Annotated in this window: 10 protein-coding genes; 7 read left to right on the top strand and 3 right to left on the bottom strand. The window is 44.5% G+C overall.

Annotation, left to right across the window (positions count from 1 at the left end; genetic code table 11):
- Window positions 1–106: 106 nt before the first annotated feature.
- Window positions 107–817 carry a tetratricopeptide repeat protein gene (locus ACQY73_RS08440; protein WP_428664134.1) on the top strand — a complete coding sequence of 237 codons (711 nt, stop codon included), beginning with the start codon at window positions 107–109 and terminating at the stop codon, window positions 815–817.
- 221 nt (window positions 818–1,038) lie between these two features.
- Here the strand turns inward: ACQY73_RS08440 and ACQY73_RS08435 are convergent, their stop codons facing one another.
- Window positions 1,039–2,268 carry an MFS transporter gene (locus tag ACQY73_RS08435; RefSeq protein WP_428664132.1) on the bottom strand — a complete coding sequence of 410 codons (1,230 nt, stop codon included), beginning with the start codon at window positions 2,266–2,268 and terminating at the stop codon, window positions 1,039–1,041.
- 278 nt (window positions 2,269–2,546) lie between these two features.
- Between ACQY73_RS08435 and ACQY73_RS08430 the strand changes: the two genes are divergently transcribed.
- From ACQY73_RS08430 to ACQY73_RS08405, 6 genes are all read left to right on the top strand, one after another.
- Window positions 2,547–3,695, top strand: a complete 1,149-nt coding sequence (locus ACQY73_RS08430; RefSeq protein WP_428664130.1) for a Gfo/Idh/MocA family protein — start codon at window positions 2,547–2,549, stop codon at window positions 3,693–3,695.
- Window positions 3,696–3,808: 113 nt separating this feature from the next.
- Window positions 3,809–4,399: an RNA polymerase sigma factor gene (locus tag ACQY73_RS08425; RefSeq protein ID WP_428664127.1), complete on the top strand. Its 591-nt coding sequence runs from the start codon at window positions 3,809–3,811 to the stop codon at window positions 4,397–4,399.
- Between the two features lie 102 nt (window positions 4,400–4,501).
- On the top strand, window positions 4,502–5,605 hold the full coding sequence (locus ACQY73_RS08420; protein ID WP_428664124.1) for a FecR family protein: 1,104 nt from the start codon (window positions 4,502–4,504) through the stop codon (window positions 5,603–5,605).
- Between the two features lie 183 nt (window positions 5,606–5,788).
- The gene (locus ACQY73_RS08415; RefSeq protein ID WP_428664121.1) at window positions 5,789–9,343 is read left to right on the top strand and encodes a TonB-dependent receptor; all 3,555 of its coding nucleotides are present in this window, start codon (window positions 5,789–5,791) and stop codon (window positions 9,341–9,343) included.
- A gap of 19 nt (window positions 9,344–9,362) precedes the next feature.
- The gene (locus ACQY73_RS08410; protein WP_428664119.1) at window positions 9,363–11,129 is read left to right on the top strand and encodes a RagB/SusD family nutrient uptake outer membrane protein; all 1,767 of its coding nucleotides are present in this window, start codon (window positions 9,363–9,365) and stop codon (window positions 11,127–11,129) included.
- Window positions 11,130–11,317: 188 nt separating this feature from the next.
- Window positions 11,318–12,370: a sugar phosphate isomerase/epimerase family protein gene (locus ACQY73_RS08405; protein ID WP_428664116.1), complete on the top strand. Its 1,053-nt coding sequence runs from the start codon at window positions 11,318–11,320 to the stop codon at window positions 12,368–12,370.
- 210 nt (window positions 12,371–12,580) lie between these two features.
- Here the strand turns inward: ACQY73_RS08405 and ACQY73_RS08400 are convergent, their stop codons facing one another.
- A complete protein-coding gene (locus tag ACQY73_RS08400; RefSeq protein ID WP_428664113.1) occupies window positions 12,581–13,111 on the bottom strand; it encodes a c-type cytochrome in 531 nt (176 codons plus the stop codon).
- Window positions 13,112–13,207: 96 nt separating this feature from the next.
- Complete coding sequence (locus tag ACQY73_RS08395) at window positions 13,208–14,059, bottom strand: ThuA domain-containing protein (RefSeq protein ID WP_428664111.1); 852 nt, start codon at window positions 14,057–14,059, stop codon at window positions 13,208–13,210.
- Window positions 14,060–14,091: the final 32 nt, after the last annotated feature.

The following is a 14,091-nucleotide window of genomic DNA, read 5'->3' as shown; positions in this document are numbered from 1 at the left end:
TTGAAATGTTATTAAATCTTACTGAACGGTAATTTACTGCCGTTTGATTTATTGGCATCGCTTGCATTCGCTTGTATCTTTGAGCGTTCAATCCAATCAAAATTCAATGAAACATTTTATCGTTATAGTTTTAAGTAGCTTGATTTTCGGCCTGCAATCGTGCAGTTTTTCGTCAGAAGATAAATTTGAAAAGGGGAAAGCTTTGATGAAGGAAGGGAAATTTCGTGAATCGCTGTCGTTTCTCAACGGAGCCATCGAAAGCGATAACAGCAATTACGAAGCCCTGAATGCGCGTGGAGTTGTGTATTATGAATTAAAAGAATACCAAAATGCCTTGCTTGATTACGAACAGGCACTCAAATTAAAGCCTGATTATTACCGCCCCTATTACAATAGGGCTTTATTGAAAGTAGCGCAAAATGACGGAGACGGCGCGCTGAAAGACTATGCAGAAGCCGTTCGCCTTGATCCCAAAAACGCCGAGATCTTTGTGAATAGAGGTCAGTTATTGGCCGCTTTAGCCCAACCCGACGCCGCCCTTCGAGATTTTGAACAGGCCACGATTCTTGATTCTACCAATGCCTTGGCATGGTACAATCGGGGCAATGTATTGTTTCAACGCGAAGAGTTTAAAAGTGCCATTGCGAATTTTGAGAAAGCGGTCAAAACAGATTCCAAGTTCGGCAAAGCTTTTCATGCGTTGGGAGTAGCCCAAATCTTGGAAAATCAAAAAGAAGTAGGATGCCTAAATCTCAAACAGGCCGAGCGGTTGAAATATCCGGCGGCAAAGGCCTCCATTGAACAGTATTGTAAATAAAAATAACCTCGTAGGGGCAGGCCTTGCGTCTGCCCGGTTAGGCCTTGTGTCTGCCCGGTTATGCCTTGCGTCTGCCCGGTTATGCCTTGCGTCTGCCCAATTCGACGTATTTGCACAACGCAACCGGGCAGACGCAAGGCCTGTCCCTACAACAAAACACCCCGCCGAAACTCGGCGGGGTGTTTTGTTAATATAAAATTTTATGCAGTTTTACAACCCGATTAGTGTGCTGCGGCAGCGGTAGTAGTTGCTCCCTTACGGCTACGCATCCAGAAGTACAGAACACCAAATAAAACGATCAAAATACCCGGAAATATAACCATAGTCCTGAGTGTATCCTGGCCGGCGGCCAATTCCATTGCATCTCCGACCAATCCTTTTAAGGTTTGATCTGCACGTGCTTCATCGATCCATTTTCCAATAATAGGCTGGAAAATAGCGGTTGAGAACATTCCTACCCCCCCAATGATCGACATTCCCAAGGCACCGCTTAACGGCACGTTTTGAGCAATAAAGCCAACCATGGTAGGCCAGAAATAGGCTACTCCCATTGCAAAAAAGATGGCCGCAACGTACGCCATCGGACCGGTAACGGTACTGAATAAATAGATACCGACAGCAGCTAAGATAGAACCACCCCATAAAATACCTGTTTGACCTAAAGCCGCCACAACGGGAGCCGCAAAAAAGCGTGCTACTGCCATTAAACCGGTTACCAATGCCAAGATCAACATGGGGCTGGCACCGCTTTTACTCATGATCAACCCTGTCCATTGTTGAGGACCGAATTCTGAAATAGCGGTCAACGCCATGCAAAGGAACATAAAGAGGTAAAGAGGGGTAAAGAGTGCTTTAACGTTTTCTCCCAAAGAAGTAGAACCTTCCACTTTAGGTTTAGGAAATGCTTGGCCCCAAAACAAATACGCATAAATTAAAGTAGGCACAAGAATGATCCAAATTTGGGGCTGCCAACCGGTATTCAGTTGTTTCGTCATAAACTCAGATATTAAACTGCCTACCACGATTCCGCCCGGAAACCACATGTGGAAACGGTTCAACATTTTGTTCATTTGCAAGCCCGAATAAGAATCGGCAATCATAGGGTTACAGGCTGCTTCGGTACAGCCGTTTCCTAATCCAATTAAAAAAGTAGAGATCAAAAGCCCGGTATAGCCTCCTGAATAAATTGTAAGCAAAATACCGATAGCATGGGCTACAAACGCAATTTGCATGATTCTTTTCGGGCCTACTGTGTAATAGACCAGTCCGCCTATGATCATGGCCAGCGGAAATCCAAGGAACCACATAGAGTTAATAAAACCCAATTGCTCGGCTGTCAGGTTAAATTCAGTTCCTAATTGAGCCAGGATACCCGCCCGGATACTGAATGAAAAAGCCGTCGTAATGAGTGCAAAACAGCTACCATAGAATAATCTGTCTTTGTTGATCATTTTTGGAAAGTTGGTTAAAGGTTAGATAAGACATCGTGATACAAGTAGGCAAAGTATAATTTTCTTTTTTTTTACCCAAAGCTTATGAGAAAAATGCCTTTTTTTACTTTAGCCTAATATGGAATTCAGGTTTGACTCTATTTTCTTTCTTGAAATGTGCCTTAAAAACAGTTCATCACACACTATTTAGAGCGTTTTTGCCGACAATTCTTTACTTATAAGTACCGATTGCCAAGGAAAAACCAACTAAATTGTGCCTAACTATTAAAACTTAAAATATGTCACGTAAAATCAGAATGGGTATGGTCGGTGGCGGACGAGGGGCGTTTATTGGTGGCGTTCACCGTATTGCTGCCGCAATTGACGGCGAAATTGACTTGGTGTGCGGAGCATTCAGCTCTACGCCCGAAAAATCAAAAGCATCGGGAGAAGACCTTATGCTTCCTCCGGAACGCTGTTATGGCGATTTCAAGGAAATGATCCAAAAAGAAAAACGCCGTAAAGACCGTATTGATGCGGTTTCGATTGTTACCCCTAATCATATGCACTTTGCCCCCGCCAAAATGGCATTGGAAAACGGCTTTCATGTGATTTGCGATAAACCGGTCACGTTTTCGTTGCCGGAAGCTAAAAAACTCAAAGAAATTGTCGAAAAAACAGGATTGACCTTTGCGCTTACGCATAATTATACGGGCTACGCAATGATCAAAGAAGCCCGTCAACTGATAAAAAGCGGCTTATTGGGTAAAATCCGTAAAGTCATTGTGGAATATCCGCAGGGATGGCTGTCATTTCCCATTGAAAAAGAAGGCGCAAAACAAGCCGAATGGCGTACAGACCCGAAGCGCTCAGGTATTGCGGGAGCGGTAGGTGACATTGGGACACACGCTGAAAATTTGGCCGAATATGTTACAGGGTTGAAAATCACTGAATTGTGTGCCGATGTGAGCCGAGTGGTAGAAGGAAGAGTGCTGGACGATGATGCAAACGTTTTGCTTCATTTTGACAATGGCGCCAAAGGTATTTTGCATTGCAGTCAAATCTCGAACGGAGATCTAAATGGTTTGAATATAAGAGTATATGGTGAATTGGGAACCTTGCAATGGCACCAGGAAACACCTCAATATCTCCACCACAAAACAATTGACGGGCATAAGATATATCAACCGTCAGTAGGCAAGTTGTCAGATTCTGCCAATGCGCACACCCGTATCCCGTTTGGACATCCGGAAGGGTATTTAGAGGCATTTGCCAATGTTTATCGCAATTTTGCCCGCACCGTGCGCAAGCGCATGAACGGTGAAGAACCCAACGAATTTGATCTGGATTTCCCAACCATCGACGATGGTATTCGCGGAATGCAGTTTGTCGAAACGGTTATTGCTTCGGGAAAAGCCAGCCAGAAATGGGTGAAATTTAAAAGTTAACTTTTTTGTACGAGGTATGAAACCATTTTTCATACCTCGTACATTTTCAGAAATACCACCACACATTCATTAGTTATAAATTTAAATCGACGAAACAATGATTTATTAAATGAATGAATAGCAGTCAAATACATCAGGGAGAGGAGTTGGTTTGGGAACGACTGAAGGCGGGAGATACGGAGGCTTTTGGCGAAATTTCCACGCGTTATTATCGTTTATTGTTTGACTACGGACGCAAATTCACCAAAGACCGTGAACTCATTAAAGACGTTATTCAGGATGTGTTATTATTGATCTGGCATAAACGAGAACAAATCGACCCGAACGAAAACGTCAAACTATACCTTCTCAAGATCGTTCGCAATCGCCTCTACAAAGAATTACAAAAACAACAATTAAGAGCTTCCGACGATTATTTTGAGAAGTTGGAAGTTGCAGATTCTGAAGAAGCGTTGATCATTTCAACCGAATCAACGCAAAGCATTATCGCTAAGCTAAACCTGCATCTCAAAAACCTTCCCAAACGGCAGCAGGAAGTCCTTTTTCTTAAATTTTACCAAGACCTCACCAACGATGAAATCGCAGAGGTAATGCACATCAATCGGCAATCCGTGGCTAATCTGCTTCACAACGGCCTCAGACTACTTAAAATGCGCGTCTTTTTGACGGTTGCGTGGCTCTTGCAACTTGTGCTGCATTTTTAGGAACTTCCTTTTTTATCGAAAAATATTTTTCACATTTCATGAGTATTGAGAGGTATTCTTTGGATATACCTTACAAATGCTCGTATAAGTACTATTTTTTCTATGATTGATTATAGTAAATTTAAAGTTGAAGACTTCATTACCGACGAATCTTTTTCGCTCTGGGTAAAAGGAACGTCGCCCGAGCACACGGCATTTTGGGAGTTTTGGGTTGAAGCGCACCCTGAAAAATCAGAGATGATTGCGCAGGCCCGCCGGATTCTACTGGGGCTTAAAAACCAACCCACATCCATTAACGATGACGAAATTTCGTTGGAAGTGGAAAAAATAATGGGATTGGTAGAAGAACGCCCCCTTACCGGTACTAACCCTTTTTGGTTCACTTGGACACGGATAGCAGCGGCAATTGTATTGGTAGGAAGCCTGTGCTGGTGGTTATGGTCGGGCAAACGGAATAGTGAATTAAAACCCCAACTGACGGAAGTCAATGTTGCTCCGGGCGCTGCTAAAAGCGCTCAGATAGAAGTATCCAACAATACTGCATCAGACTATACCGCTACGCTTCCGGACGGAAGTACCGTTCAGTTGAAGAGAGGAAGTAAAGTGAGTTTTGCTGAAAAATTTTCGGGCACTAAGCGGGAAGTTTACCTCACGGGCGAAGGTTTTTTTGAAGTGATCAAAAAGCCGGATCAACCTTTTTATGTTTATGCCAATAATTTGGTAACCAGAGTTTTGGGGACAAGTTTTACCGTAAAAGCCTATTCCAAAGACCAAAAAGTAGTGGTGGCGGTAAAGACGGGAAAAGTGATGGTCTTTCCGATGTCGGAACTCAGAAAATCGGAAAAAATAGCCAATTATCAGGTGCAAAGTTTGTACCTCTCGCCAAACCAACAGGCGACGTTTGAACGCCAAAATGAAAAGTTCAATAAAGCATTGGTTGAGCAACCCGCCATCCTTACCGAGGCCGAAGAAACGCCTGATTTTAACTTTGAGAACAGCCCCATTTCGGATGTATTTGCCAAACTGAAAACCGCCTACGGAGTAGATATTGTGTATGATGCCGATGTCATGAAGCATTGCTCGGTCACTGCCCCTTTGGGAAATGAATCATTATTTGTAAAGCTGAATATCATTTGTAAAACGATTGGCGCACGCTATGAGATCGTCGAAACCAAAGTTGTGGTTTCGAGCCGTGGCTGCCAATAATTAGTTCTGAACACTCTAAACCCTACTCTATGTCCCCATAACTACCTATTCTACAAAAAGTCGGCGATGTATTGACCGGTACCGACGCTCAGATCCTCTTCTTATTTATTTACCGAAGCTGCTCGAAAAAAGAGCAATAAGAGGTGATATAAATCAATATACCTAAACCAAAACCAATCAAAAATGATGGAATGTTTATCCAAAAAGCGCAAACTGTTGCTTATAGCTATGCGAATCACTTGTTTACAATTGTTGATCAGCGTTGTGCTCAGCGGTTTAGCCATCGCGCATGAGGGGCTTGCTCAGGAAGCCCTCAACCGAAATGTGAGCATACAGATCGAAAATAAATCGCTCAAAGCGGCGTTAGGAATGCTCGAAAAATCAGCAAATGTGAAGTTTACTTATCTGCCGCAATTGGTGACAAAAAACGATAAAGTAACCCTCACGGCCAACAACCAACCGCTATCGGTGGTGCTTGAAAAATTGCTCAAACCATTGAATATGTCGTATGAGGCTTCGGGGGAGTACATTATCCTGACCAAAGCCGACATTCAAACGCTGGAAAAAATAGGCTTTGTCCCCAATCAAGTAATCGATCAGAATGTGAAAGGACGCGTGACGGATGACAAAGGAGAAGGACTTCCGGGTGTAAGTGTGCTGGTCAAAGGCACGCAACGCGGAGCTACTACTAATACGAACGGTGAATTTTCGTTGATTGTACCGGATGAAAAGGCTGTATTGATTTTCAGTTATGTAGGTTATACACCGCAGGAAGTGATCGTGGGCAGCCAAAGTGTTTTTAATGTGTCATTAAAAGCTGACTTAAAAACACTTAACGAAGTAGTGGTAGTTGGGTACGGTGTACAAAAGAAAGCCAATTTGACGGGTGCGGTTGATATGGTTACCAGCGAGGTATTTGAAAACCGTTCCATTACGAACCTTAACCAAGGACTTCAAGGGGTTTTGCCTAACCTTAACATTAAAATGGGCGATGGTAAACCAAATCAGGCCCCCAGTTTCAACATCAGGGGAACTACTTCCATTGGACAGGGCGGGAGCGCGTTGGTCTTGATCGACAACGTAGAAGGTGATCCAAGTTTGTTGAATCCGAACGATATCGCCACCATTACTTTATTGAAAGATGCAGCTTCTGCTTCGATCTACGGTGCGCGCGGGGTATTTGGCGTGGTGCTTATCACTACAAAAAACCCAACGGCCGGCAAAACGACGGTGACGTATTCGACCAATTATTCGTTCAAAAAGCCCATTGCAAAGCCTGAATTGGTTACTGATGGATACACTTGGGCGTCGATGTTTGCGGAGTCATTTGTCAATTTTGGCGGAACCTTTCCCCAAAATGCCAACAAAACACTCAAATTCTCACAGGCTTATTTGAACGAAATTAAAAGAAGATCGGAAGTGGGAGGATTGCCGGAGGTTGAAGTTGATCCCGTGACCGGTGAATATGTTTATTACGGAAATACCGCGTATTATGATCTGTTGTATAAAGATCATAACACTTCCAACGAACACAATATTAACATTTCCGGGAGCAGCGATAAAGCCAGCTATCTGATCACCGGGCGTTACTTCGGGCAGGAGGGTTTATTTCGCTATAATTCAGACGATTATCGGGTATTTAACTTTACCGCGAAAGGTTCGATCCAATTGTTTCCCTGGCTGAAAGTCAATAACATGTCGCAATATTCTGACATGAAATACCACAATCCATCCAACGTAGGTGAAGGCGGAGGCGTTTGGCGGAATATTGCCGATGAAGGTCACCCGTTGTCTCCTTTGTTGAATCCGGACGGAACGCTTTCTGCCTCGGCGGCCTATACCGTTGGTGACTTTTATTACGGTAAAAACGGAATAGACAACAACAAAAAGGTTTTCAGAAATACCTCAGGATTTGTAGCACAGTTTTTCAAGGATAAGTTGAGAGTCAAAGGTGACTTTACAATTCAAAACACCGACAACAACGACCGAGCCAAAGCTGTTCCGGTGCCTTACAGCATTAAACCCGGCGTGATCGCGTACGTTGGAACGACGACCAATTACATCAATGATGTGTATCGGGAAACCGCTTACATGACGACCAACTTTTATACGGAGTATGAAAATACGTTTAAAGAGAATCATTACCTGAAATTGTTGGTGGGGTATAACTACGAGCAGTCTAACTATAAGCGACTTTCGGCACAGCGCAACGGTCTTATCTTTGAAGATGCAAACGATATCAACTTAGCACTGGGACAAGCCATTACTACTTCGGGCGGCTGGGAAAGATGGAAAATACAGGGCGGTTTTACAAGACTTAACTACTCGTACAAAGACCGTTATTTGTTTGAGATCAATGGCCGTTATGATGGTTCTTCAAAATTCCCTTCCAATCAGCGTTTTGGATTCTTCCCGTCTTATTCAATCGGTTGGAGACTTTCAAAAGAGCCTTTCTGGAAAGTGCCTGAGCAGGTGATCTCCGATTTGAAATTCAGAGCCTCCTACGGTTCCTTAGGAAACGGAAATATTGGCTCTTATGCTTATCTGGAGCAATTCGGTATTTCTCAATCATCGCTCATTCTGAATGGCCAGAAGCCGCAGCAAACAAGCAGACCGACGGTGTTGCCCGAAGGACTTACCTGGGAAACAGCCACAACCAAAAACGTTGGTATTGACCTGTCAATGCTTTCAAATCGATTGACGTTTGTGGCAGATGCGTATATCCGTACAACAACCGATATGTTTACCGTGGGTTTAACGCTTCCTGCCGTTTTCGGAGCCACCGCCCCGAAAGGAAACTATGCTGACTTGGAAACCAAAGGTTGGGAAACAATGCTTTCGTACCGCGATAAATTTTCGTTGGGGTCAAAACCGTTCAATTTTGACATACGTTTGACGCTTTCTGATTACAAAGCGGTCATTACAAAATACAATAACCCTCAAAAACAATTGAGCGATTATTATGAAGGACAGGTACTGGGCGAAATTTGGGGCTACCAAACCGATGGTTTCTTTAAATCGGCCGATGATGTGAAAAACAGCGCAAGCCAGAATTTGTTCAGAACGGCTTCCAGCGGATTGTGGTTTCCCGGAGATATCAAGTTTAAAGATGCAAACGGTGACGGGGCCATCACACCCGGTAACGGCAGAGTCGGTGATTCAGGCGACCGTGGTATTATCGGAAATTCAACGCCTCGCTATACCTATGGCGTGATGTTGGGCGCGGATTGGCACAATTTCTTCTTCTCGGCGTTTTTTCAAGGTGTGGGCAAGCAACAATGGTATCCAAGCGGCGAAGCAAGCCTTTTCTGGGGGCAATACAATCGTCCTTATGGCGGGATTCCTAAAAGCCAATTGGGCAATATCTGGACCGAACAAAACCCCGATGCCTATTTCCCAAGATATGTATCACGTTTAGCAAGTAATGCCAACGGTACATTGATCGCGGCACAAACAAGATACCTTCAAAATGTAGCCTATTTGCGATTGAAGAATATTCAGTTGGGCTATAATTTACCACGTAAAATTGCTTCGAAGATCGGCTCATCAGCGGCCAGAGTGTACCTGTCGGCAGAGAATATTTGGTCTTTATCGCCTCTGTACAAACACACGCGTGATTTTGACGTAGAGAATGCCGTTGCTTCTGATCAGGTATTTAACCCCAATGGGAATTCCGGCGATGCCTACAATTATCCACTGATGAAAAGTGTAACCGCCGGTTTGTCTATCACATTCTAATCACTCAAAAAGTACGATTATGAAACTGAAATATATTTGCATTTTATTAACCGCCATCTTTTTGGTTGGTTGTAATTTGGAGGAGCTTCCCGAAGCTACCACCTCAAAAGGCCCCATATTTGGCAGCGAAAGTGGCTTACAGCTCTATACCAATTCGTTTTACAATATGTTTAACGGAAAGAATCTCCACAGAGCGGATGCCATGTCGGATTATTTGGCGCGCAAAGATACGCCTGCCTTTATCACCGAAGGAAACTATAGCGCTCAGGTAAGTACCGGTTGGAGTTGGACCGATCTCCGGAATATCAATTATTTTCTGGTGAACTGTAACGACCCCAAAGTGCCGGTGGCTGTTCGAAAAAACTACATCGGTATTGCCAAATTTTTCAGAGCCTGGTTTTATTTCGATAAAGTAAAACGCTTCGGCGATGTACCTTGGATCGGAAAACCATTGGATGTAACCGACACCGAATTATTGTACAAAGCCCGTGAACCCCGTACCATGATCATGGACTCGGTGTTGGCAGATTTGGATTATGCCTGTCAAAACATAATTACCACAAGTGAAGCTTCACGCAGCTTGGTGACCAAATACGTAGCGTACGCCTTCAAAGCAAGAGTAGCATTACACGAAGGTACATTCCGTAAATATCATACCAATCTCGGACTACAGGCTTCGGCGGATGGCTTATTGAATCAAGCTGCGGTAGCGGCTAAAAAAGTGATCGATGAAGCAGGTTATAAACTGTATGACGGCGCGGGAGTAGATAAATCGTATCGTCAGGTATTCATAAACCCTTTACCGATTGCGACCGAAGTAATGCTTTCGGCAGTATGCGATCTGGCATTGAATAACCTAAACGATGCCAACTGGTATTGGACCAGCGGTACGTACGGCGATAAAGCAAGTTTTATCCGGACTTTTATAAATACCTACCTGAATATTGACGGCACTCCGTATACCAACGACCCCGCCTACAAAACGATGTTATTTAAAGATGAGGTAAAAAATCGCGATAAAAGACTTGCACAAACCGTTCGCGCCGGAGATTATAAGCGAATAAATGCGGGTGTTTTAGTGCCTTCACCGCCGCTTTTTTCGTACACTTTTACGGGTTACCAACCCATCAAATGGGCATTGGATGATATGTATTACGATACTCGGGATTTGAACATCAATTCAGTTACCATCTTCCGTTATGCAGAAGTTCTGTTAGCTTATGCCGAAGCAAAGGCCGAATTGGGAACACTCACGGACGCCGATTGGGCATTGACCGTTGGAGCATTGCGGAAACGTGCCGGAATCACGGGTGGCCTGACTGCCAAGCCAACGGTGGTTGATACCTATCTGCAATCAAAATATTTCCCGGCCATTACCAGTCCCGTCATTCTGGAAGTTCGTCGTGAAAGGGGCATCGAATTGTGTTTGGAAGGCTTCCGCTTTGATGACATCGTTCGTTGGAAAAGAGGTGAGTTGATGCAAATGGAGTGGAACGGAATGTACGTTCCGGAATTGAATAAACCATTGGATCTGAACGAAGATGGCGTGCCGGATGTGGCTTTCTACAAAGTATTGCCGACCAAAGTTGCCGGAGTTACGTACGTGGAGGTTTCTCCTTCCATTGCCGGAAAGCCAAATTCACAACTCATCTCCGGTGAAAATTCCGGTGAGTTGACATGGTTGAATAATATTCCAAGAAAATGGGCCGAAAGAAATTATTACTATCCTATTCCGACGGGAGATATCATTACCAATCCTAAATTGGTACAAAACCCCGGTTGGTAGTTTACTTTAACCATTTCCAACAATCTATAAAGCAGTTCGGCCGGTGGCCGGGCTGCTTTGTGTTTTAGGGCCGGAACAACAGTAATAAAATTCTCTTTTTTACTTTACTTATTTGTCAAAAAGCTTGCAGCGATTTGCTTAATTGCGGGCATAAATACCAAATTATAGTCTTTTACTTATTCAAATCAATGAAAACCATCAAAGGACCTGCCATATTTTTGGCGCAATTCATGGGCGACGAAGCCCCGTTTAATTCGTTGGACACCATCGCCGCTTATATGGCGGATCTGGGCTATAAAGGCATTCAGATCCCGACGTGGGACCCGCGCTGCATTGACCTTAAAACAGCGGCTGAGTCTAAAACCTACTGCGACGAATACAAAGGAAAACTGGCAGACATCGGCGTAGAGGTTACCGAACTTTCTTCGCACCTGCAAGGGCAACTCGTAGCCGTACACCCTGCTTATGACCCTATGTTTGACGGTTTTGCCGTACCCGAAGTACGCAACAATCCTGCCGCACGTACCGAATGGGCGGTGCAGCAATTGCTGTGGGCAGCTAAGGCTTCACAAAACTTAGGGCTGAAATCACACGTAACTTTCTCCGGTGCGCTGTTGTGGCCATTTTTATATCCTTGGCCTCAACGTCCTGCCGGCTTGGTTGAAACAGGTTTTAAAGAACTTGGCAAACGCTGGACGCCGATCTTGAATGCTTTCGACGAAGCGGGCGTCAATGTAGGTTATGAACTTCACCCCGGCGAAGATCTTCACGACGGAATTACGTTTGAAATGTTTTTGGAAGCGGTGGGCAACCACCCTCGCGCAGGGATCAACTACGATCCAAGCCACTTTGTATTGCAGCAGTTGGATTACCTCCAATTCATTGATTTTTACCACGAGCGCATTTTTGCGTACCACGTCAAAGACGCTGAGTTTAACCCAACGGGTAAGCAAGGTGTGTACAGCGGCTTCCAAGGTTGGGCCGACCGCGCCGGTCGCTTCCGTTCATTGGGCGATGGACAGGTAGATTTTAGCGGTATTTTCTCTAAATTGTCGCAATTCAACTATGATGGTTGGGCAGTATTGGAATGGGAATGTTGCATTAAATCGCCCGTACAGGGTGCTGCCGAAGGAGCGCCGTTCATTGCAGATCATATCATTCAGGTAACGGAAAAAGCATTTGACGATTTTGCAGGAACGGGTGCTGATGAAGCATTCAACCGTAAAGTGCTTGGTTTGTAAGTTAGCGTTTTCGTGGTTTTGAGAAACCACGTCTTTCGGTTTTAAGAAACCGAAAGCACACTACCGAAAGCACCCAAACGTGAAGTCAGGTTCTCAAACCTGACGGTGAGGTTTCTCAAAACCGAACGTATCAATAAGTATAATACGCAATAAAAAAAGCGTCGGACGGTTCCAAACCGTTCGACGCTTTTTTGTACCTATACTAAACAATTAATTTCTTGGAGGACCGCCGGGAGCTCCGGGGCCACCCGGACGGGCGCCGTTTGGCCGACCGGGATGTGATTCGCCGCGGTGGCAGGTAGTGCAACCGATGCGCGGCTTACGTTCTTTGGTCGAATACGAAGGCATTGTTGCGATCAGGTCATCGTTGATCTTTCCAACCATGGCCACCATATCACGGGCAATAGCGTGGTCATTTTTTGATTCTGATGCCCAATCTTTCACGTCGTGGCAGTGATTACAGCTTACGCCCAATGCTTTGCTCCAACCATTCTCCATGATTCCGATCACCTGCTCGGCAGGGCGCCCTTTGAAGATCTTAATGTTTTTGAATACATCTTCTGCGTTTGCCTTTTCTTTTCCGGCAATGGCTTCTTTTACCATTTTAGCGTACTTGGCGCGATCAGCGGCAAGGCTGTCTTCCCGTGGGTCGGCAGACTTGGTTGAGACGGGCGAAGGGGTAAGTGCTACTAACGACACTACAGCCGTTATTGCAAAAAGCGCAGTAATCCATTTTTTCATGCTACAAAGGGAGGTTAAATAGTTATAAAAGCAAACTTAGGAAAAAAGTAAAAAGGTGCAAGATATTAACCGAAAATAACCTTTAAAAAAGCCCTGCTAGCGCTTCTTAGCGGGCTTACCGGTGCCGAGCCAAAACAAACCATCAATGACCAGTTGATTTTGTGTATCGCTTTCGAACGTGAAAGAAAGTTCTTTGTCGGTTTTGTTGGCGTAATCAATGTCATTGTGGCCCATGTTGATGTATAACATTTTATACTTTTTATTGGTCCAAACGACGGGGTAATAACCGTTGTGCCATATCTCATGCAGTTTGGGACCTGTACCAAGCGGAAAACTGGTGGAATCAATGGACGCCAGAATTTTAATATCGGGATTGAGACGTAGGTCTTTTTCCCAACGATACCACTCGTTGGGCGTTGTTTTGAAGGTTTGCGGTAAATGCTTCGTGGAAGGATGCTTACGGTCTTCTACCCGCAAAATTGCCGAAGTGGGTCGCCAAGTATTGCTTTTATATTGCCCGGCGCCAATGAATTGATTGTGATACCAATCCCAATTTTGAGGATATTGAGAAGGCGTGAGCGCAAAGGCCGCAAAATGAAATCCCATCCAGGCACCGCCGTTTTCCATGTATTTTTGGAAAGCTTCGCGTTGTTCGGGGGCTTCGGGGCGCGTGTCCAGAAAGATAACGACCTGATACTTTGAAAGAAAATCGGCGTTGAGGTTGCTCCAATTGTTGGTGGAATCGTACACAAAATGATATTGCTGAGCCGTTTTAGCAAACCAACCATTGGCTTCATGAACGTAACTGACGTGCGCTTTGTCGTTCTTGCCCGTATAAAATGCAATGGCTTTGAAGGCAGGTTTCGACTGCGCAAAACTTTCAGGAGAAAAACAGAGAACAAAAAGAAAACAGAGCGCTATTCGGCTCATTTTGAGGAAGGTATTCATGTGAAGGACAGCGTTTAGGCTCCAAATATACT

Source organism: Runella sp., assembly GCF_965279615.1.
Lineage (GTDB): Bacteria > Bacteroidota > Bacteroidia > Cytophagales > Spirosomataceae > Runella.
The sequence above is the reverse complement of the archived record's forward strand: the minus strand, read 5'-3'. Positions and strand labels throughout refer to the sequence as shown.

What these genes read in the sequence shown, in the direction of transcription:
- ACQY73_RS08435 (WP_428664132.1), bottom strand. Translation starts at nt 2,268, where the DNA reads ATGATCAACAAAGACAGATTATTCTATGGTAGCTGTTTTGCACTCATT.
- ACQY73_RS08415 (WP_428664121.1), top strand. Translation starts at nt 5,789, where the DNA reads ATGATGGAATGTTTATCCAAAAAGCGCAAACTGTTGCTTATAGCTATG.
- ACQY73_RS08400 (WP_428664113.1), bottom strand. Translation starts at nt 13,111, where the DNA reads ATGAAAAAATGGATTACTGCGCTTTTTGCAATAACGGCTGTAGTGTCG.
- ACQY73_RS08410 (WP_428664119.1), top strand. Translation starts at nt 9,363, where the DNA reads ATGAAACTGAAATATATTTGCATTTTATTAACCGCCATCTTTTTGGTT.
- ACQY73_RS08420 (WP_428664124.1), top strand. Translation starts at nt 4,502, where the DNA reads ATGATTGATTATAGTAAATTTAAAGTTGAAGACTTCATTACCGACGAA.
- ACQY73_RS08430 (WP_428664130.1), top strand. Translation starts at nt 2,547, where the DNA reads ATGTCACGTAAAATCAGAATGGGTATGGTCGGTGGCGGACGAGGGGCG.
- ACQY73_RS08405 (WP_428664116.1), top strand. Translation starts at nt 11,318, where the DNA reads ATGAAAACCATCAAAGGACCTGCCATATTTTTGGCGCAATTCATGGGC.
- ACQY73_RS08425 (WP_428664127.1), top strand. Translation starts at nt 3,809, where the DNA reads ATGAATAGCAGTCAAATACATCAGGGAGAGGAGTTGGTTTGGGAACGA.
- ACQY73_RS08395 (WP_428664111.1), bottom strand. Translation starts at nt 14,059, where the DNA reads ATGAATACCTTCCTCAAAATGAGCCGAATAGCGCTCTGTTTTCTTTTT.
- ACQY73_RS08440 (WP_428664134.1), top strand. Translation starts at nt 107, where the DNA reads ATGAAACATTTTATCGTTATAGTTTTAAGTAGCTTGATTTTCGGCCTG.